The 20068-nt window shown below is 59.7% G+C and carries 19 protein-coding genes and 6 tRNA genes; 10 read left to right on the top strand and 15 right to left on the bottom strand.

Annotation, left to right across the window (positions count from 1 at the left end):
• Window positions 1–30: 30 nt before the first annotated feature.
• Window positions 31–1716, bottom strand: coding sequence for an aspartate:alanine antiporter (locus MRK42_RS11350; protein WP_042026458.1), 1686 nt, complete (start codon window positions 1714–1716; stop codon window positions 31–33).
• A 536-nt stretch (window positions 1717–2252) separates the two neighbouring features.
• Between MRK42_RS11350 and MRK42_RS11345 the strand changes: the two genes are divergently transcribed.
• Window positions 2253–2435, top strand: coding sequence for a hypothetical protein (locus MRK42_RS11345; protein ID WP_338609938.1), 183 nt, complete (start codon window positions 2253–2255; stop codon window positions 2433–2435).
• A gap of 54 nt (window positions 2436–2489) precedes the next feature.
• On the opposite strand, the gene MRK42_RS11340 is transcribed toward MRK42_RS11345, so the two are convergent.
• A tRNA-Asn gene (locus MRK42_RS11340) sits at window positions 2490–2565 on the bottom strand.
• A 133-nt stretch (window positions 2566–2698) separates the two neighbouring features.
• On the opposite strand from MRK42_RS11340, the gene uvrB reads away from it, so the two are divergent.
• The 3 genes from uvrB (at window position 2699) to MRK42_RS11325 (ending at window position 5768) form a co-directional block, all read left to right on the top strand.
• Entirely contained in the window at window positions 2699–4711 is a 2013-nt protein-coding gene (uvrB, locus tag MRK42_RS11335) for an excinuclease ABC subunit UvrB (protein ID WP_338609936.1), read from the top strand.
• Window positions 4708–4965: a DUF1232 domain-containing protein gene (locus MRK42_RS11330; RefSeq protein ID WP_042069223.1), complete on the top strand. Its 258-nt coding sequence runs from the start codon at window positions 4708–4710 to the stop codon at window positions 4963–4965. The genes uvrB and MRK42_RS11330 overlap by 4 nt, the downstream gene beginning before the upstream one ends.
• A gap of 152 nt (window positions 4966–5117) precedes the next feature.
• Entirely contained in the window at window positions 5118–5768 is a 651-nt protein-coding gene (locus tag MRK42_RS11325) for a DedA family protein (protein WP_042069224.1), read from the top strand.
• 104 nt (window positions 5769–5872) lie between these two features.
• On the opposite strand, the gene dsbB is transcribed toward MRK42_RS11325, so the two are convergent.
• Complete coding sequence (dsbB, locus tag MRK42_RS11320) at window positions 5873–6394, bottom strand: disulfide bond formation protein DsbB (RefSeq protein WP_042026041.1); 522 nt, start codon at window positions 6392–6394, stop codon at window positions 5873–5875.
• 99 nt (window positions 6395–6493) lie between these two features.
• Window positions 6494–8074: a sodium/proton antiporter NhaB gene (gene nhaB, locus MRK42_RS11315; RefSeq protein ID WP_061477489.1), complete on the bottom strand. Its 1581-nt coding sequence runs from the start codon at window positions 8072–8074 to the stop codon at window positions 6494–6496.
• Between the two features lie 332 nt (window positions 8075–8406).
• On the opposite strand from nhaB, the gene fadR reads away from it, so the two are divergent.
• The 5 genes from fadR (at window position 8407) to MRK42_RS11290 (ending at window position 13172) form a co-directional block, all read left to right on the top strand.
• Window positions 8407–9120 carry a fatty acid metabolism transcriptional regulator FadR gene (fadR, locus tag MRK42_RS11310; RefSeq protein ID WP_042026044.1) on the top strand — a complete coding sequence of 238 codons (714 nt, stop codon included), beginning with the start codon at window positions 8407–8409 and terminating at the stop codon, window positions 9118–9120.
• A 274-nt stretch (window positions 9121–9394) separates the two neighbouring features.
• Window positions 9395–9535, top strand: coding sequence for a TIGR02808 family protein (locus MRK42_RS11305; RefSeq protein WP_082037484.1), 141 nt, complete (start codon window positions 9395–9397; stop codon window positions 9533–9535).
• A gap of 179 nt (window positions 9536–9714) precedes the next feature.
• Window positions 9715–10272: a YaeQ family protein gene (locus tag MRK42_RS11300; RefSeq protein ID WP_338609929.1), complete on the top strand. Its 558-nt coding sequence runs from the start codon at window positions 9715–9717 to the stop codon at window positions 10270–10272.
• A 12-nt stretch (window positions 10273–10284) separates the two neighbouring features.
• Window positions 10285–11169, top strand: a complete 885-nt coding sequence (locus MRK42_RS11295; protein ID WP_338609927.1) for an AEC family transporter — start codon at window positions 10285–10287, stop codon at window positions 11167–11169.
• A gap of 179 nt (window positions 11170–11348) precedes the next feature.
• The gene (locus MRK42_RS11290; protein ID WP_338609925.1) at window positions 11349–13172 is read left to right on the top strand and encodes a sigma 54-interacting transcriptional regulator; all 1824 of its coding nucleotides are present in this window, start codon (window positions 11349–11351) and stop codon (window positions 13170–13172) included.
• 130 nt (window positions 13173–13302) lie between these two features.
• Here the strand turns inward: MRK42_RS11290 and MRK42_RS11285 are convergent.
• The 7 genes from MRK42_RS11285 to MRK42_RS11255 form a co-directional block, all read right to left on the bottom strand.
• Window positions 13303–13379, bottom strand: a tRNA-Val gene (locus tag MRK42_RS11285).
• 32 nt (window positions 13380–13411) lie between these two features.
• Window positions 13412–13488: transfer RNA gene (locus MRK42_RS11280), tRNA-Val, on the bottom strand.
• A 32-nt stretch (window positions 13489–13520) separates the two neighbouring features.
• A tRNA-Val gene (locus tag MRK42_RS11275) sits at window positions 13521–13597 on the bottom strand.
• A gap of 17 nt (window positions 13598–13614) precedes the next feature.
• Window positions 13615–13691: transfer RNA gene (locus MRK42_RS11270), tRNA-Val, on the bottom strand.
• Between the two features lie 11 nt (window positions 13692–13702).
• Window positions 13703–13779 (bottom strand) — tRNA-Val (locus tag MRK42_RS11265).
• A 171-nt stretch (window positions 13780–13950) separates the two neighbouring features.
• Window positions 13951–15330: an MATE family efflux transporter gene (locus tag MRK42_RS11260; protein ID WP_124240204.1), complete on the bottom strand. Its 1380-nt coding sequence runs from the start codon at window positions 15328–15330 to the stop codon at window positions 13951–13953.
• A 154-nt stretch (window positions 15331–15484) separates the two neighbouring features.
• Window positions 15485–15691 carry a YaeP family protein gene (locus MRK42_RS11255; RefSeq protein WP_026457486.1) on the bottom strand — a complete coding sequence of 69 codons (207 nt, stop codon included), beginning with the start codon at window positions 15689–15691 and terminating at the stop codon, window positions 15485–15487.
• A gap of 132 nt (window positions 15692–15823) precedes the next feature.
• Here MRK42_RS11255 and MRK42_RS11250 point away from each other — a divergent pair, with 132 nt between their 5' ends.
• On the top strand, window positions 15824–16441 hold the full coding sequence (locus MRK42_RS11250) for a riboflavin synthase subunit alpha (protein ID WP_338609920.1): 618 nt from the start codon (window positions 15824–15826) through the stop codon (window positions 16439–16441).
• Between the two features lie 155 nt (window positions 16442–16596).
• On the opposite strand, the gene MRK42_RS11245 is transcribed toward MRK42_RS11250, so the two are convergent.
• From MRK42_RS11245 to MRK42_RS11230, 4 genes are all read right to left on the bottom strand, one after another.
• Entirely contained in the window at window positions 16597–16800 is a 204-nt protein-coding gene (locus MRK42_RS11245) for a CPXCG motif-containing cysteine-rich protein (RefSeq protein ID WP_026457488.1), read from the bottom strand.
• Between the two features lie 241 nt (window positions 16801–17041).
• Window positions 17042–17701, bottom strand: a complete 660-nt coding sequence (gene hxpB / locus MRK42_RS11240) for a hexitol phosphatase HxpB (RefSeq protein ID WP_338609917.1) — start codon at window positions 17699–17701, stop codon at window positions 17042–17044.
• A 128-nt stretch (window positions 17702–17829) separates the two neighbouring features.
• Window positions 17830–19008 carry a formate-dependent phosphoribosylglycinamide formyltransferase gene (purT, locus tag MRK42_RS11235; RefSeq protein ID WP_338609915.1) on the bottom strand — a complete coding sequence of 393 codons (1179 nt, stop codon included), beginning with the start codon at window positions 19006–19008 and terminating at the stop codon, window positions 17830–17832.
• Between the two features lie 88 nt (window positions 19009–19096).
• Entirely contained in the window at window positions 19097–19984 is an 888-nt protein-coding gene (locus MRK42_RS11230; protein ID WP_223380458.1) for a DMT family transporter, read from the bottom strand.
• Window positions 19985–20068: the final 84 nt, after the last annotated feature.

Raw genomic sequence — 20068 nt, 5'->3', positions numbered from 1 at the left:
TAATTGGTTGCAATGACAAGATAAGGGCGGCTAGAACCAGAAGCCGATGATAAAGGAGCCCGCCAGGGTCAGCATCACGTTGGCCACCGCATAGGTGCCGGCGTAGCCGAGCGCCGGAATGGAGCTGTTGGCCGCTTCGTTGACCACATCCATGGCCGGAGCGCAAGTACGGGCCCCCGTGATGGCGCCGAGCAGCAGCGCCGGGTTCATCTTCAGCACCCAGACCCCGAACAGATAGCCCACCAGCACCGGCAGGGTGGTCACCAGCATGCCGGACAAGAGCACCACGCCACCGACTTCGCTCAGGTGGTCCAGAATGCCACCACCGGCCTTGAGACCCGTGCTCACCATAAAGACGGCGAGGCCGAGATCCTTGGCCAGACGCAGGGCGCCCGGCGGTACATAGCCGACCGTGGGGTGGTTGGCCCGCAGATACCCCATCAGGATCCCGGCCAGCAGCAGGCCGACGGCGTTGCCGAGGCCAAACTCGATCTGGCCGAATACCAGGGAGACGGAGCCAATCAGCAGCCCCAGCACGAAGAAGGTGGTAAAGGCCACCAGATCCGTGGTCTGACTGTGGATGCTGATAAAGCCGATCTTGTTGGCCAGGAGCTTGACCCGCTGCTTCTCGCCGCTGATCTGCAGCACGTCGCCTTTTTGCAGCATGATGTTGCGATCGAACGGCATCTCGATCTGGGAGCGCACCACCCGGTTGAGGAAGCACCCCTTCTCGGTGAGATTCAGCTCCACCAGATGGCGACCCACCACGGCGTCGTTCTTCACCACTATCTCTTCAGTGACGATTTGGAGATCAAGCAGGTTGCGGTCAAACACCTCCTTGCCGTTGCGATAGTTGACGTCGAGCTTCTCGTGGCTCTCCGGGTAGCCCACCAGGGCGATCTCGTCCCCTTCCTGGATGACAGCGTCACCATCGGGACTGGCCAGAATGCCGTTGCGGCGGATCCGCTCCACATAGCAACCGGTATGGGGATAGATGCCGGTTTCGCGCAGGGTGCGACCGCCGATCCAGGCGGCGAGCTCGGGGCCGACCCGATAGGCGCGGATGATGGGCAGATAGGTCTTGCGATTATCGCTGTCTGAGAGGCCCCGTTCACGGGCAATCTTCTGCGCCTCGGTATTGAGATCGAGTCGCGCCAGCGAGGGGAGGTAGCGCACCACCAGCATCAGGCCCACCAGCCCCACCAGATAGGTCAGGGCGTAACCGATGCCCATGTTGTCGAGCACCGATTGCATATCGGTCTGGTGAGGGAGGTTAAGCAGGCCGCTGCGCAGGGCATCCTGGGCACCGACCAGCGCCGGGGTCGAGGTGAGCGAGCCTGCGAGAATGCCTGCCGCCATGCCAGGCCCCAGGTTGAAGAACTTGGCCAGCCCCACGGTCAGCAGCAGTGCCGAGAGCAGGATCACCAGGGTCAGGGTGATGTAGTGGATGCCGTCGCGCAGGAAGACGCTGAAGAAGTGGGGTCCGGCCTCGATGCCTACACAGAAGATGAACAGCATGAAGCCGACGTTCTCTGTGGAGGTGGAAAACTGGAAGCCCATCTGGCCAAACAGCAGGGCGGTGAAGAGCACCCCAATGGTGTTGCCAATCTGGAAGTTGCCGAGGCGCACCTTGCCCAGCAGCAGGCCGAAGGCCAGCACCACGAACAGGAGCAGGGAGTCGCTTTGATGTAGCAGTGTCACGAAATCTATGGTCATGCCCGGAAAAACCGAGGAAAAAAGTGGGGCGGACATTGTGCCGGATCTGTCACCAATAAAGAAGCGCAAGGAACCGATTAATCAACAGTTACGAGGGGCTGTGACGGCTTGCCAGAGAGGGATCGGGAGCGTATCGGTGCAAAGGTGGCGATTTTTGCTGTTCAGACCCGTGTCAATGAGTGAAAAATGCTGACGCAAGGGGGAGCTGGACAGTGAGGAGGATAACTTTAGATTCTGCTGTTGGCCCGCTTTGGAAGGAGCGGTTTCAGCAGATTCAACCGGTAGCGAAACAGGGTGATATGGGAAGCAAACGACCATCATGTTGGCTGCTCGCCCAGCACTGCTGGGGTAGACAAAAGATATCTGCAAAAAGGAACAAAAGTGTCGTTTGGGCAGGGGGGAGGGGGGCATGTACAAAACAGCATAAAATCAGGTTGCCCCTCGGAGCATGGCCCGAAAAGCCGTGATAACGGGTGAACCCGCATCGGGACAGGGTTTGCTGCAGTTACCCACAGAATCTGTGGATAACCCTGTTTATGAATCCTGTTCATCGGCCCGAAAGCCGCGCCAATACTGGGCTGCAAGGGCTGTACAAAAAATACCGCATGAAAAATGTTTACATTAAAATCAAATACTTAGATGCAACAGAAGAAAACTCTGAAGAGCCGTGCGCGGTGAAAAAAGGGATCGTCAGCAACAAGAAGGATCTTGTGCATTAAAATTGGCAGAAGAGAGCACTAAAGTGGATAACTTGCACCGAGATGGTGAGGAATTGGCTCCCCCGACTGGACTCGAACCAGTGACATACGGATTAACAGTCCGCCGTTCTACCGACTGAACTACGGGGGAACATCAGGCAAGGAGGAGTATCATACAGAAGGTGTCTTCACCGGTCAAGCCACCGACGGCATCATGGTGCGGGTGTACCGGTGCGGATCACTCGGTTACACTGCTCTCTTGCTGTTTCGTGTCGGGAGTCTCCATGAGCAAGTTGTTCAAATTAGCCAGCCAGTTTCAACCCGCCGGGGATCAACCCAAGGCCATTGCCCAGTTGCTCGACGGTATCGAGTCCGGCCTTGCCCATCAGACCTTGCTCGGGGTGACCGGTTCGGGCAAGACCTTCACCATGGCCAATGTCATCGCGACTCTCAACCGCCCGACCATGATCCTGGCTCCCAACAAGACTCTGGCGGCCCAGCTCTACGGCGAGATGAAGGAGTTCTTCCCCGACAATGCGGTGGAGTATTTCGTCTCCTACTACGACTACTACCAGCCCGAGGCCTATGTGCCGACCACCGACACCTTCATCGAGAAGGATGCCTCCATCAACGATCACATCGAGCAGATGCGGCTGTCGGCCACCAAGGCCCTGCTGGAGCGGCGTGACGTGGTGATTGTCGCCTCGGTGTCTGCCATCTATGGTCTGGGAGATCCTCAGGCCTACCTCAGCATGATGCTGCACCTCAAAGTGGGAGATGTGATCAACCAGCGGGACATCCTGCGCCGTCTTGCCGAGCTGCAATACACCCGTAACGACATGGCCTTCCAGCGCGGCACCTTCCGGGTGCGGGGGGAGGTGATCGACATCTATCCCGCCGAATCGGACAAGCTGGCCCTGCGAGTGGAACTGTTTGACGAGGAGGTGGAGCGCCTCTCCCTGTTCGACCCGCTGACCGGCGCCATCGAGCAGACGGTAGTGCGCTACACCATCTACCCCAAGACCCACTACGCCACTCCGCGCGAAACCATCCTCGGTGCCATTGAACATATCAAGGAGGAGCTTAAAAGCCGTCGTGAGCAGCTGTTGTCGCTCAACAAGCTGGTGGAGGAGCAACGGATCAGCCAGCGCACCCAGTTCGACATGGAGATGATGCAGGAGCTGGGCTACTGCTCCGGCATCGAGAACTACAGCCGCTACCTCTCCGGTCGTGCGCCGGGGGAGCCACCGCCCACCCTGTTTGACTACCTGCCGGGGGATGGTCTGCTCATCATCGACGAATCCCACGTCACGGTGCCGCAGATCGGCGCCATGTTCAAAGGGGACAGATCCCGTAAGGAGACCCTGGTGGAGTACGGTTTCCGGCTCCCTTCCGCGCTCGACAACCGCCCCCTCAAGTTCGATGAATTCGAGGCGCTGATGCCGCAGACGGTGTTTGTCTCGGCAACCCCCGGTCCCTACGAGCTGGAGAAATCCGGCGGTGATGTAGTGCAGCAGGTGGTGCGTCCTACCGGTCTGCTCGATCCCGAAGTGGAAGTACGCCCGGTGACCACCCAGGTGGACGACCTGCTCTCCGAGATCCGCCAGCGGGTAGCGGTGGAGGAGCGGGTGCTGGTGACGACGCTCACCAAACGGATGGCCGAAGATCTGACCGAATATCTGGCGGATCACGGCGTCAAGGTACGTTACCTACACTCGGACATCGACACCGTGGAGCGGGTGGAGATCATTCGCGATCTGCGCCTGGGTACCTTTGATGTGCTGGTGGGGATCAACCTGCTGCGCGAAGGCCTCGACATGCCGGAGGTGTCCCTGGTGGCCATCCTGGACGCGGACAAGGAGGGTTTCCTGCGCTCCACTCGCTCCCTGATCCAGACCATAGGGCGTGCGGCCCGCAACCTCAACGGCAAGGTCATTCTCTACGGGGATACCATCACCAACTCCATGAAGGTGGCCATCGAAGAGACCGAGCGGCGCCGCGCCCTGCAGCACGCCTACAACCTCGAGCACGGCATCACCCCCAAGGGGCTCAACAAGGCCATCGGCGATGTGATGGACATGGGAGGCAGCCGCAGCGCTGGCAAGGGCGGCAAGGGAAGTCGCAAGGCGGCCGAACCGCAAGGGGAGTACCATGCCCGCTCCGCCAGCGAGATCGCCAAGGAGATCAAGCGGATGGAAGAGCAGATGTTCCAGCATGCCCGGGATCTGGAGTTCGAACAGGCGGCGGCACTGCGGGATCAGATCCAGCAACTGCGCGGCGAGTTGATAGAATCATGAGTACCCGACACTGGCTCATCTGGCGGCGCGTGCGCCGCCTCTACCTCGGTTTTCGCCACCCGGCCACCCCCTGGTGGGCCAGGGGGCTGGTGATCCTCATCCTGCTCTATGGCTTGAGTCCGGTGGATCTGGTGCCGGATCTGGTACCGCTGATTGGCTGGCTCGACGATGCGACCCTGCTGCTGCTCCTGTTGTGGGGCTGGGAACGCTGCTTGCCGGCCTCGGTACGTGATGGTCTGGAGGAGGGCTCCTGAGGGGCTTGTAACCCGCATCAACGCGGCTTGGGAGCCGAAAACGGTTTTGTCTGGCTTTTTTGCGGAAGGGAAATAATGAGACCTGTCTCGTGATTGTGACCCTGCATGGGTTGGCGTAGACTCCACGCCGTTCACTTCACGAGTATCAAAAAATGGATCTGATCCTGTTTGCTATCGACTTTATCCTGCACGTCGACGTTCATCTGAAAGAGCTGTTTGAAAACTATGGCATCTGGGTATATGCCATCCTGTTCCTGATCATCTTCTGCGAGACCGGACTGGTAGTGACGCCGTTTCTGCCCGGCGATTCCCTGCTGTTTGCCGCTGGCGCCCTCACCGTTGACAGCGTGCTGGATGTGCATACCCTGGCCGGTGTGCTGACTCTCGCCGCCGTGCTCGGCAATGTGGTCAACTACACCATTGGTCACTTCTTCGGCGAGCAGCTGTTTCGCAAGCCGGATTCGAAAATCTTCAGGCGGGACTATCTGGAGAAGACCCGGGGCTTCTATGCCAAACATGGCGGCAAGACCATTATCATCACCCGTTTCCTGCCGATTGTGCGCACCTTTGCCCCCTTCGTGGCAGGCATGGGGGCCATGACTTATCCACGCTTCCTGGCATTCAATCTGGTGGGCGGACTGCTGTGGGTGTTGTCGTTTGTCTATGCGGGCCACCTCTTTGGCAACCTGCCGCTGGTGCGTCACAACTTTACCCTGCTGATTTTTGGCATCATAGGCATCTCCCTGTTGCCCATGGTGGTCGGGGTTATCCGCGCGAAAATGAGTCCGGTGCAGGTGAGCTGAGTCGCCTCATCATAGTGCCTGGGCCAGCAAGACAAACAAAATAGGGGAGCCATAAAGGCTCCCCTATTTCTGTGGTACTTGCTCTGGCGCGCAGGCCGGATGCCTCAACTACAGCAGCGACCCTTCACCAGATTGCCGATGGCCACTACGGTAAACACCAGCAGGTAGGCGGCGAAGATGGCCACCAGCCACTGGGGCATGGAGAAGCTCAAGAACTGCCAGGTGATCTCGCCGCAATCCCCATCCGGGAAGAAGAGCCAGGGGATCCATTGATCGAGCGGCGCCCAGCTCGGGAAGTCGGCATAAGGGCTGCAGACGTTGAACGGGGAGGGGTTGACCTGATAGTCGACATGTTGCAGCGCCAGCTGGAGACCGCGAAAGGCGCTGTAACCCCATAGCAGCATGGCGCTCCAGCGCAGGTACCACTTCTCGGGGGCAATCATGCCGAGCAGGCCGGCGCAAAGGACACCCAGTGTCGCAAGCCGTTCGTAGACACACATCACGCAGGGATGCAGTCCAAGTATGTGCTGGAAGAAAAGCGCACACAGTTCGAGGAACAGGGCGGAGGCCGCCAGCAGTCCCCAGGCCAGGCGGTTGCTGGCCAAGCGGCGGAGAAACGCGATCATCTCATTGATCTCACAGAAGAAACAGTTGCTGAATTAGAGCAGAGCAGGGGACAAAAGAAAAGGGCCCTAGCGGGCCCTTGTCATTGGAGTACGACAGGATCAGTGTAGCGCCGGGGCGACTACGGCAGCCCCCTGCGGAACAATCAGCCAGCCCTGCTGGTAAAACCACTCGGTCAGGGGCGTCAACACGGTTTCCACTGCGGCGAAACCGACCAGACCCAGCACCAGGGTGTAGGGCAATGCCATCCACACCATGCGGCCATAGGAGAGGCGAAGCAGGGGGGCCAGCGCCGAAGTCAGCATGAACAGGAAAGCAGCCTGACCGTTCGGGGTGGCCACAGATGGCAGGTTGGTGCCCGTGTTGATGGCCACCGCCAGCAGATCGAACTGTTCGCGGCTGATGGCTCCATTGAGCAGGGCCGTTTTCACTTCGTTGATGTAGACGGTGCCGACGAAGACGTTGTCACTGACCATGGAGAGCAGGCCGTTGGCCATATAGAAGAGCGCCAGCTGGTGATCCGGATCTGCCGAGAGCACCCACTGGATCACCGGCTTGAACAGCTCCTGATCGATGATCACGGCCACTATGCTGAAGAAGACGGCGAGCAGGGCGGTGAAGGGGAGCGCCTCTTCAAACGCCTTGCCGAGGGCATGCTCTTCGGTGATGCCGGTCAGGGAAGTGGCCAGAACTATGACGGTGAGACCGATAAGGCCCACGGCCGCCAGGTGGAGCGCCAGCCCGACGATCAGCCAGACGGCGATCACCGTCTGGGCGATGAGCTTGGCTCTGTCCTGTTGGCTGCGTTTTGCCTCTTCATAACGGTTGTACTCCTCCATGATCTTGCGCACGTTGACGGGCAGGCGGGTGCCGTAGCCAAACAGGCGGAAGTGCTCGACCAGCACGCAGGTGAGCAGACCACAGATGAAGACCGGCAGCGAGACCGGCGCCATGCGGATGGCAAATTCGCCGAAGTGCCAGCCGGCCTGTTCGCCGATGATGAGGTTCTGCGGCTCACCCACCAGGGTGCAGACGCCCCCCAGTGCCGTACCGACGGCGGCATGCATCATCAGGCTGCGCAGGAAGGCGCGAAAATCGTCGAGATCCTGGCGGTTGAGTTCAGCCACTTCCTGATCATCGGTATGGTCGTGGTGATGACCAAACTCCTTGCCGGAGGAGACCTTGTGGTAGATGGCGTAGAAACCGGTGGCCACGCTGATCACCACGGCAATGACCGTCAGGGCGTCGAGGAAAGCAGAGAGGAAGGCAGATACCAGGCAGAAGGAGAGGGAGAGCAGTATCTTGGAGCGCACACCGATCAGCAGCTTGGTAAACACGTAGAGCAGCAACTGTTTCATGAAGTAGATGCCCGCTACCATGAATACCAGCAGCAGCAGTACCTCTATGTTCGCGACCAGCTCATGCTTGACCTGGTCAGCTGATGTCATGCCGATCAGCACGGCCTCGATGGCCAGCAGACCGCCCGGTTGCAGGGGATAACACTTGAGGGCCATGGCCAGGGTGAAGATGAACTCGACAACCAGCAACCAGCCTGCAATGAAGGGGTCGAAATGGAAGGCGATGGGGTTGATGATCAGAAACAGCAGGATGGCTTGTTTATACCACTGTGGCGCATTGCCCAAGAAGTTCTTGGCAAATGCCTGCCCTAGGCTTATTGGCATGATGATGGGTCTCAGCGTTGTTGTTAGGATCTGCGTCTATGCAGTCAAGGGTACTTGACCTGTACGTCCGGATGTTGGCCCGTATCTATATAATTACACGTGATTTTAATCAAAAAGCGGAACGATTATATACAAAGGTTGGGCCAAGATCTTGGAAGTGATGGTTTTATCACCACATAACCAGCGCTGACTGGCACCGCTATCGATTTTTAACACAAATTAATAACATTTTCTTTGCCATATGTGAGCAGAGGACTGACCTTCTGCTTGCCAGCCTTCCTTGCTTTGATATGATTCGTGGGCCTTTTTACGTATTACAACAGAGTCATTTCATGGTCATAAAAGCGCAGAGCCCTGCAGGGTTTGCCGAGGAATACATCATCGAGTCCATCTGGAACAATCGCTTTCCTCCCGGATCCATTCTGCCTGCAGAGCGTGAATTGTCCGAGCTGATCGGGGTGACACGCACAACCCTGCGGGAAGTGTTGCAGCGTCTGGCCCGTGACGGCTGGTTGACCATACAGCATGGCAAACCGACCAAGGTAAACAACTTCTGGGAAACCTCCGGTCTCAATATTCTGGAGACCCTGGCCCGTCTGGATCAGGACAAGGTGCCGGATCTGGTCGCCCAGTTGCTGTCGGCACGCACCAACATCTGCACCATCTTCATTCGTGGTGCCATCCGTAACAATCCGGAGCAAGCCGCCGAGATCCTGCGCGGCGCCGCCGAAGTGGAGAACACGGCCGAGGCCTATGCCGAGTTCGACTATCGTCTCCATCACCAGCTGTCGTTTGCCTCCGGCAATCCCATCTATGCCCTGATCCTCAACGGATTCAAGGGGCTGTATAGCCGGGTAGGGCGTTACTACTTCTCCGACAAGCAGGCGCGCGAAACTGCGGACACCTATTACAAGACCTTGCTGAACCTGGCCGAGACCCACGATCACGAAGCAGTCTTCATGACGGTGCGCCAGTACGGCATCGAATCCGGCAAGCTCTGGACGCGCCTGCGTCAGGACATGCCGATCGACCTGTGTGACAACTGAGTCACCTCGTCATCCTCTCAAGAACGCGCCTTTGGCGCGTTTTTTATGCCCGTTTCCGGTTTCCGTCTTCTTGTCAGGGCTGTCAATGGCAACTAATCCCTTGAGTTGAAAGGAAATACACCCTAAAAATTGATCTAGCGCAAATATACCCCGCATTTATTACTTTGGTGGCATAGGACTCAGCAACGGGTTAGGGTCAAATAGACTTATCAAGAGCGGAGATACTATCCGCCGAAAAAGGAACACGCATTTCACAGGACGAAAGGACCACATTATGAGTCTGCTTGAACACACTATCTGGACCGTATTGGGATATGGGGTCATGCCCTTTATCTTCCTGAGTGGGTTTGTAGCCGTGGCAGTCACCTGCTGTGTGCTGCTCAACGCCTTCGGGGTCGAGTCCGCCGAGAAGTGAGTCGCTTCTGCAATGCCGCCAAATGCCAGTCTTCGGACTGGCATTTGTTTTTTCAGCTTCTTTCGAAGCCGGTGTGGCCAAATCTTTGATTTCTGTGGTCGAACCCTGTCGCTAATTTGATTACACTGGCGCCCGTATCTCCATTCACGTGTCTCTTACCCAGGTTTTCAAGGTTTTTTATGGCTCTCAAGGCAACCGTATTCAAGGCCCAGATCAGCTTGTCTGACATGGATCGCAATCTGTATCAGGACTTCTCCCTCACCCTGGCGCGCCACCCTTCCGAAACGGACGAGCGGATGATGATCCGGCTGGCGGCGTTTGCCTGGCATGCCGCAGAGCGACTGGAATTTACCAAGGGTCTGAGCGCCGACGATGAACCCGAACTCTGGGAAAAGAATTACTCGGACGAGATTGAGCTCTGGATTGAACTGGGACAGCCCGACGAGAAGCGCCTCAAGAAGGCCTGCAACCGCTCGCGCCAGGTCGTGCTCTATCTCTACGGCGGGCGTGGCACCAGCGTCTGGTGGAAGCAAAACCAGGGCAAACTGAGCCTGCATGACAACCTGAGCATCATCGAACTTGCGGAGAGCCAGACCCTGGCGCTCACCGCCATGGTCGAGCGTACCATGCAGCTCACCTGTACCATCTCCGACAGCCAGCTCTGGATCAGCAATGGCGCCCGGGAAGTGACCCTGGATCCGCTGCTGCTGATGGGCAAGCCGGCCCGCGAACTGTAACGGAATTCGCCCGTGTTCAGCGCCCTGCTCAATATCGTCATTCCCGTGTTCGGTGTGATCGGGCTCGGCGCCCTCTATGGCAGGCTGCGACCGGGCGGGGCGCTTGGCTATGTCAACCTGGCCAACATAGAGTTGTTTACTCCGGCGCTGGTCTTCTCGGCACTGGTCAAGTACCCGCTGGCGCTGGGGGACAATCTGCCGCTGATCGGGGCAGGGGCCCTGGTGATTCTGCTGCCCGGGCTGCTGCTCTCTATGCTCAGGCTGGACGGCGTCGAGCGGGCGGCCCTCATTTTGCCCGCCATGTTTCGCAACACCGGGAATTTGGGTATCCCCCTGATGGTGCTGGCCTTTGGCGAACAGCAGTTGGGGGCCATCGTCATCCTCTTTGTGCTCTCCAACCTGCTTCACTTCTCGGTCGGTATGTTTATCCTGTCGGCCAATACCTCCCGCTGGCTCTGGCTGCGCAGCCCCGTGCTCTGGGCGGCCCTGGCTGGCTTGCTGGTGGCCAACCTGCAGATCCCGCTGCCTGAATATCTGGTGACGACGGTGTCGATGCTCGGCCAGATCTCGGTGCCGCTGATGTTGTTTGCCCTCGGGATCCGCCTGATGGAGGGGGAGCTGGATCACCTGGGGCTGGCCCTGCGCTGCAACCTGCTCTATCTGCTGGCCGGTGGCCTGTCGCTCTTGCTCGCCATCTGGCTGTTGCCCCTCAAAGCTGAATGGATCCCGCTGCTGATGCTGTCGGTTTCCCTGCCCCCAGCGGTGCTTAATTACATGCTGTGCGAGCAGTACCGCTGCCAGCCGGAGAAGGTGGCCAGTATCGTGCTGGGGGGCAATCTGCTCTCCTTGCTGGTGATTCCGCTCTCGGTTTGGCTGGCGCTGCACTTGCCATCATAAGCAGAATACAATTCTGATAATTCACCATTTTGTCGATTTTATGGCTGTTTTTTAGGCGCAAGTTCGGCCCCTCCATTTTACTTTTCGTGATCCCCTCCCAAGTTGTGTCCGTTGAAATCCCTTAGTATCTGGCCAGCATGACTCCCTTTAGGGGGAGATAATTAAAAAGGGAGCAATGGATGCGCGTCGTGAATACCCCCTGTCTGCTGATGCAGATCCAGCCAACCATTTTGCGCTTTGCCAAGATGCTGGCGAGCGTGCTGCAACTGGAAGTCGAGATTGTCGACGACAATCTGGTGCGGGTGGCCGGAACCGGCCCTTATGGCAAATTCTTCGGCCGCCAGCTGGAGGGTGACTCAAGGCTGCTGCGCTACGTGATTGAGAACCAGCGGGAAAAGATCGTCACCCATACCAGCGACGACCCCGTGTGTGATGGCTGCAGTTGCAAGGAGAGTTGCCGGGAGCGGGCATTCCTCGGCATCCCCATCATGGTGGAGGAGCGCTGCATCGGGGTGATCAGCCTGGTGGCTTTCAACCCCGAACAGCAGGAGCGGCTCAGCAACAACCTGCAGGATGTGTGCGACTACGTGCGCCACATCTCCGCCATCTTCGTGGCCAAGCTGTTCGACTCCCATGGCCTGTCGGACGGGGTCAACAAGGTGTTTCTCGATCTGATGGCCAACATGGATCAGGGCTGTCTGCTGCTCGATGACAAGAGTCAGGTGCGCTATGCCAACGAGGTGGCGCTCAAGCAGCTTGGCTGCAAGCAGGAACAGTTGCTGGGGCGCGAGCTCGGCATCCGGCCGCTCACCTTCGCCCAACACGGGCGAAACGGCCATCTGCAGCACATTATCACCCTAGAGGATCGCCAGGAGCTGATCATCGGTCAGTTGCACCATGTGCAGGGGCAGCAGCTGTTCCTGATGGCGTTTCACCAGTCCCACTCCGGCCAGGTGCGCGAGCCGGATGCCGATCACTGCATCGAGCAGCTGATCGGCGAGAGCAAGCCGATGCGCACCCTCAAGCGGCTGCTGCACCGGATCGCCCAGAGTCCCTCCAGCGTGCTGATCTGCGGTGAGAGCGGGACCGGCAAGGAGGTGGTGGCGCGTGCCGTGCATCGGCTCAGTCCGCGCAATGGCAAGCCCTTTATCGCCATCAACTGTGCCGCCATCCCAGAACAGCTGCTGGAGAGCGAATTGTTTGGCTATGTAAAGGGGTCCTTTACCGGTGCCGCCAGCGGGGGCAAGCAGGGGCTGATCCAGGCCGCGCATCGGGGCACCCTGTTTCTCGACGAGATAGGGGACATGCCCCTCACCATGCAGGCCAAGCTGCTGCGGGTGCTGGAGCTACGGGAGGTGACTCCCATCGGGGCCAGCCGCCCTGTGCCGGTGGATATCCGCATCATCGCCGCCACCCACCAGCATCTCGATCAATACATCGCCGAAGGCAAATTTCGCGAGGATCTCTACTACCGGATCAACGTGATCCCGCTCAATCTGCCGCCACTGCGGGAGCGGGAAGGGGATGTGGAGCTGCTGACCCACTATTTTCTCAACTTGCACACCAGCCGGATTGGTATCGTCTACCCGGGTTTGACCCCCGAGGTGATGGCCCTGCTCAAGGGCTATCGCTGGCCGGGCAACGTGCGTGAATTGAGCAACCTGATGGAGTATCTGGTCAACGTCACCCAGCCGGGGGAGGTGATCGATGCCACCCTGCTCCCTCCCAACATCATCCGTAACCAGCTGGGGTCCGAAGAGGGGCATATCCCCGTCACCGTGGTGAGCCCGTCCGCCAGCCTGCTGATGCCGGCGAGCGTGGATGCTGCATCAGTGGCTGCCCCGCAGCCTGCGGAGAATGGTCTTGAAAATATGGAGAAGCAGATGATCGAGGAAACCCTGATGCGTCTTGGCAACAAGAAGCTGGCCGCCCAGGCCCTGGGGATAGGGATTGCCACCCTGTATCGCAAGATAAAGAAGTACGAGATCACCGTGCAGGCCTGATGGTTAGGCACTGTGCAACGAGCCCGCGTCATGATATGGATGGCGCGGGCTTTTTCTTGGGTACACGAATGACGCAATGGAAGGGCAGGGAATGCAAAAAGCCCGCTCGATGAGCGGGCTTTTCAGAAAATGGTGCGTCCTAGTGGATTCGAACCACCGACCCCCACCATGTCAAGGTGGTGCTCTAACCAGCTGAGCTAAGGACGCAGGGTGCGCAAGGCGACTTTTTTGCAGGGGAGTGGTGGGTTTAATTGGATTCGAACCAACGACCCCTACCATGTCAAGGTAGTGCTCTAACCAACTGAGCTATAAACCCACATCTGAGTCTGCAAATTTTTCAAACTGTTATGGTGCGTCCTAGTGGATTCGAACCACCGACCCCCACCATGTCAAGGTGATGCTCTAACCAGCTGAGCTAAGGACGCATAACAGTGTTTCATGATGGTGCGTCCTAGTGGATTCGAACCACCGACCCCCACCATGTCAAGGTGGTGCTCTAACCAGCTGAGCTAAGGACGCATCATGAAAAGTGGTGGGTTTAATTGGATTCGAACCAACGACCCCTACCATGTCAAGGTAGTGCTCTAACCAACTGAGCTATAAACCCACTTTGCGAACCGGGTCAGGAACCCGTTTCACTACGCCAGCACTGCTGGCGTGGTCGGCATACTACCCATGCCCCCCAAGGCTGTCAACAGGCCGCACTCACAAAGGAGACTGTTTGCCCAGTTCTTGCGCAGCCTGTTGATTTTGCAGGCGAGTTTCGCCTTATCCTCCCTTATTGCGCTCGGGACAGGCTGGTGCAGGCCTCCGGGGTGGCAAAGCGCCCGTAGATGTAACGCAGCCTTGTTCCCAGCATCAGGGCTGCGCTGGTGAGGCCGACGATAAAGCCAATCCAGAAACCCTGCGGCCCCATCTTGGGCACCACCCAGTCGGTCAGCCCCAGGATCATGCCGGTGGGCAGCCCAAGTCCCCAGTAGGCGACGATGGTGACGTAGAAGATGGCCTTGGTGTCCTTGTAACCGCGCAGCGCGGCGGCGGCCACTACCTGTACCGAATCGGAGACCTGATAGATGGCGGCGAAGAACAGCAGGGTGGCCGCCAGGGTGATCACCTGCAGATCCTCGGTGTAGATGCCGGCAATGGGTTCGCGCAGCAGCACTGTGAGGGCGGCGGTGGCGGCGGCCACGCTCATGCCCAGCATCAGACCGGTGCGGGCGGCGACCCGGGCGTGTTCCGGCAGGCCTTCTCCTATGCTGTGACCGACCCGGATGGTGACACCCACGCCAATCGACAACGGCAGCATGAAGACCAGGCTGGAGAAATTCAGGGCGATCTGGTGACTTGCCACTATCTCGGCCCCGAAGGGTGCCAGCATCAGGGCCACCACGGTGAACAGGGTCACTTCGCAGAAGATGGCCATGGCGATGGGGAACCCGAGCCGGAACAGGCGCCAGATCCGGCTGCCATTGGGGGCGCACAACTGGGAGAAGAGGCGGATTTCGGCGAAGTGACGGGAGAGCTTCACATAGAGGATCATCGCCAGCAGCATGGCCCACAGCACGATGGCGGTGGCGACGCCGCAGCCGACGCCGCCGAGGGCCGGCATGCCCAGATGACCGTAAATGAAGACGTAGTTGGCGGGAATATTGACCGCCAGCCCGACGAAGCCGATCACCATGGTCGGCATGGTGTGGGAGAGCCCCTCGCTGAAGTTGCGCAGCACCTGGAACATCACGAAGGCGGGCAGACCCCAGAGGATGGCGTGCAGGTAACCTGTGGTCTTGGCCGCCATCACGGGATCCACGTCCATGAACTGCAGCGCCAGCGGGCTGAAGTAGAGCGCCACCATGGCGACGGGGGTCACCATCAGGGCCAGCCAGAAGCCCTGATGCACCGCCGGGCGCACCTCGTCCCGTTTGCGGGCCCCGTTGAGCTGGGAGACGATGGGGGTGAGCGCCATGATGATCCCCTGTACCAGCAGGATGATCGGCAACCAGAAGCTGGAGGCAACCGAGACGGCCGCGAGATCCACGGCGCTGACCTGTCCCGCCATGACGGTATCGACAAAGTTCATGGCGATCTGGGCCACCTGGGCGACCAGAATGGGGCTGGCTAGACGAACGAGTTGCTTCGCCTCGGACCAATAACGTTGCACTGACACCTCCGAGTGGATCAGAAATAAAAGGGAAAGAACGGGTATCGGAAAGGGCCTCTGCATACCAGGACGCGGCATGCAGAGGGAAAGAGGGTCATTCTAGCCTGAAATCGGGCATCGGAGAAACGTTTGGCGCTCCGGCTTGACGGGTAGATCAGGCGTCTTCGTGATCGCTGATCAACAGATTGGCGGCGGCGTAGGCGGCTTGCTCGCGCAGCTCGGCGGGCACCCGCTCATCGGAGGCGACGGCGTCAAGGGCCCGGATGGCGGCGGCGATGGCCTTGGGCACATAACCCTGTTCGCCGGAACCTATCTGGTTGTAGGCGATGCGGATAGCCTCACAGCATTGATATACCTGCATAAATTTTCCTTGTTGAGCCTGGGATGAATGGCCGCCACTATAGCGAGCCCGGGCCGCCTTGTCAGCGGTTGCGCTTGTCTGGCGACCAGCGCGAGGTTACCCTGCCATTTTTGTTGTAGCAGGAGACGAGACATGTTCACCGGCATAGTGCAGGGGACCGCCGAACTGGTGGCCATCGACGCCCAGCCCAACTTTCGCACCCATGTGATCCGCATGCCGGACCCGGCTTGGGGGGAAGGGCTGGTGCTGGGGGCATCCGTGGCCCACAACGGCTGCTGCCTGACCGTCACCCGGGTGGAGGGGGAACTGGTCAGCTTCGATCTGATGCAGGAGACCCTGCGCCTGACCAATCTTGGCGCCTTGCAGGTAGGGGACAAGGTCAACGTGGAGCGGGCGGCCCGCTTCGGCGACGAGATCGGCGGTCACGCCATGTCCGGCCACATCATGGGCATGGCGGAGGTCACCTCGGTGATCGACACCCCCAACAACCGCCAGGTGTGGTATCGCCTTGATCCCGCGCTTATGAAATACGTGTTGACCAAGGGCTATATCGGCATCGACGGCATCAGTCTGACCGTGGGCGAGGTGAGGGGCAACGAGTTCTGCGTCCACCTCATCCCCGAGACCCTGGCTCGCACCAACCTCGGCTGGGTCAAGGCTGGCTGGCGCACCAATATCGAGATCGATCCCCAGACCCAGGCCATCGTCGATACGGTGGAGCGGGTGCTGGCGGCCCGTGAAGGCCAGTGAAGAGGGTGTTGCCACAGCAATGGCACTGCAATGAAGAAGGGCCTGCATGATGCAGGCCCTTCTTGTTGGTGTTCATTTCTGACAAATCTTGGCGGACAGAGCCTGCGCCGCGCCGTCGGTTGACACAACGGCAGCGTCCTTGACGTCACAGCCAATCAGAACAGCTGTTCGTCGTCGGCATCCACAAACAGTTGCAGGCAGTTGCGCGCCTCATCCCGGTGCAGCCGCAGATGGATGGGGTTGCAGCAGGCCATGCAATCTTCATAGAACTCCTGATCCCCCTGGCTGGCATCCAGCTCGACCCGGGTGTGATGACCACAGTGGGGGCAGACGATGCGCTTGCTGGTGTACTCGATCATGATGACCTCCTCGGGCCCGTGGGCCGCCTCTTCTTGAGTTGATTCTAGCCCTCCGGGAGGGCGTTGACCGCGAGCAAGCGCACGTTTACGACAGGGATCAAACACAGGTGAGGGGTCTGCTCAGCAGAGGCGAAAGAGAGGGGAAGTCTGGTCAGTGAAGGCCCCTTCTTTGGAAGCGAAGGGGCGGGAAAAAGCGCTTTGCGAGCGTATGCCACTTAATTGGCCAGCGCCCCTTTGTGACTTATTTGACCCAGCGGGCCAGCATGTCGGCATCCAGCTCGGTGAGAGAGCACAACTGATGGTCGGCAATGGCCAGACGCGGATCGCCCACTAAAGCCGGATCCGGCACGATCAGCGCCTTCATGGAGGCCGCCTTGGCCGCCAGCAGACCGGTGAAGCTGTCTTCGATGGCGAGACAGTGCACCGGCTCCACCCCCAATTTCTCGGCGGCGTGGATATAGACATCCGGGTGCGGCTTGCCAAAACGCTCCACCTCGGCGGAGTGGACCGCCAGGAAGCGATCGCGGATACCGAGCTTGCCGAGCACAGCCTCTACCATGGCAAAGGGCGAGGAGGTGGCAAGACCCACTTTAAGTCCTTGCGCCTCGATAATATCGAGCGCTGCCAGCACGCCGGCCTTGGCCTGGCCTTCGCTCAGGATCAGGGCGTTGACCCTGTCCAGGATGCGCTGTACCACCTCTTCCTGGCTGGGGCCGCTCCAGGGACGCAACCGATACCAGTGGGCCACCAGCTGATCGATGCGCACGCCTATGGTCGATTCGCAATCCTCGACCGAGTGGGGATGGCCCAGCTCGGAGAAGACGGCCATCTGGGCCCGTTGCCAAAAGGGTTCCGAGTCGATTAGAACACCATCCATATCGAAGATCACGGCAGCTAACATCTTGTACTCCAGACAAAGGTGAAGGGGGGGATTATAAGGCGGACTCGCAAATGAAAAAGGGGCATTGCCATGCCCCTTGCGCTGGATCATGTCGGCAAACGTTTGATTTCGTGTGCCAAAAAGTGGGCTTAGAACAGCACCTTTACCCCGGCCGCGACCGCTTTGGCTTTTTCTACCGCTTGGTCGCACTCTTCGGCACGCGCCAGCGCCACGCCGAGCCGGCGGCGACCGGCGATCTCCGGTTTGCCAAAGAGACGCAGCTGGGCACCCGGCACCAGAGCCAGCGCCTCGCCAATCCCCTGATAGCGGATGTCCTGGCTGTGACCTTCGCGCAGCACCACGGCGGAGGCGCTCGGCCCGTACTGGGTGATGGTGCCGATGGGCAGCCCCAGAATGGCGCGCACGTGCAGGGCGAACTCGGAGAGATCCTGGGAGATGAGGGTCACCATGCCGGTGTCGTGGGGGCGCGGCGAGACCTCGCTGAACCACACCTCGTCACCCTTGATGAAGAGCTCGACCCCGAACAGGCCGTAGCCGCCCAGCGCCTCGACCACCTTGGCTGCCACCTCCTTGGAGCGGGCCAGAGCCAGTTCGCTCATGGCTTGCGGCTGCCAGGATTCGCGGTAGTCGCCATCTTCCTGGCGATGGCCGATGGGATCGCAGAAGTGAATCCCGTCCACGGCGCGTACCGTGAGCAGGGTGATCTCGTACTCGAAGGGCACGAAACCTTCGACGATCACCTTGCCCCGCCCGGCGCGGCCCCCTTCCTGGGCATAGGTCCAGCTCTCCTCCAGCCTGGCGAGATCGCGCAGCACGCTCTGGCCCTTGCCAGACGAGCTCATCACGGGCTTGACCACGCAGGGCAGACCGATGGCGTGCACCGCGGCGTCAAACTCTTCCCGGCTCTGGGCAAAGCGGTAGGGAGAGGTGGGCAGACCCAACTCTTCGGCGGCGAGCCGGCGGATCCCCTCCCGGTTCATGGTGAGCTGGGTGGCGCGGGCATTCGGTACCACCTTGACCCCTTCCTGCTCCAGCAAAGCCAGGGTATCGGTGGCGATGGCCTCGATCTCGGGGATGATGAGGTCGGGCTTTACCTCGGCGACCAGGTCGCGCAGGGCGGCGCCATCCAGCATGTCCAGCACGCGGGCATGGTGGGCTACCTGCATGGCGGGGGCATTGGCATAGCGGTCGGCGGCGATCACTTCGATCCCGAACCGCTGCAACTCGATGGCGACTTCCTTGCCCAGTTCGCCGGAGCCCAGCAGCAGGGCACGGGTGGCGCCGGGGCGGGTTGCGGTTCCAAACATACGATCTCTCCTGATGTCGATGGTCACATTGTTGCGGTCACTATTGGCGGCCAATAGCGGACAAAAAAAGAGGCACGCATGGCGTACCTCAGGAAACGGATTTGCTGGCGCGCTGCTCCAGATGAGTCAGCAGCGTGACGGCACCAATGATGATGGCGGCGCCGAGCCACAGTCGGCCCGGAGGGGCCCAGCCAAATACCAGCCAGCCTGCCAGCACGTTCATGGGCAGCTTGGCAAAGTCGAAGGGCTGCACGAACGAGGCCTCCGCCACGCTGTAGGCGCGGGCGATGGACATCTGGGCCAGCGCCGACAGCACTCCGGCCAGGGCGACCAGTTGCCATTGAGCGGCCGTGGGCCATTGCCACTCCGGCAGAGCCAGCATGGCATTGAAGGGGGTGCTGAAGATAAGCAGGTAGACCACTATGGTATGGGACGACTCGCTCGCCGCCTGATAGCGCACCAGCAGGGAGTAACCGGCCCAGAACAGGGCGGCGGCCACCGGCAGCAGGGAGGCCCAGCTGAAATCGTCGGTCCAGGGGGCCAGGATCACCATGGCCCCGGCAAACCCCGCCAGGGTCGCCAGAATGCGGGCCCGGCTCACCTGCTCCTTGAGCAGCAGGGCCGACCCCAGGGTGGCAAACAGGGGAGAGGTCATCAGCAGCGCTATGCCCTGCCAGATGGGGACGGGGACCGCCAGCGCCCACAGCCAGAACTGGATGCCGATCACCGCCAGGGCGACACGCAACAGATGCAGCCGGAACTGGTTGGTCATCAGGGACTGGCGCAAGCCGTGGCGAACCAGCCAGGGCAGCAGGCAGATCAGGGCGATCAGATACTGGTGAAAGGCGACCTGGGTGGAGGCAAGGCCGAGTTTGAAGCTGACATACTGGCTCAGGCTGTTGACGGCGGCGAAACAGAGGCCAGCCACCATCATCCAGACTGCACCGGCAATGGGAGAGTGCCGTGAGGGTGCCATGGGATCCGGGTCACTGAAAAAAGTGCGGCGGATCATAACGGCAATCGTTTGTTATGCCAAGGCGTGCGGCCCGGGAAGTGCGCT

This window comes from Aeromonas sp. 19NY04SH05-1 (assembly GCF_040581895.1).
GTDB lineage: Bacteria > Pseudomonadota > Gammaproteobacteria > Enterobacterales > Aeromonadaceae > Aeromonas > Aeromonas enteropelogenes.
This window is presented reverse-complemented; position numbering and strand designations above follow the sequence as displayed.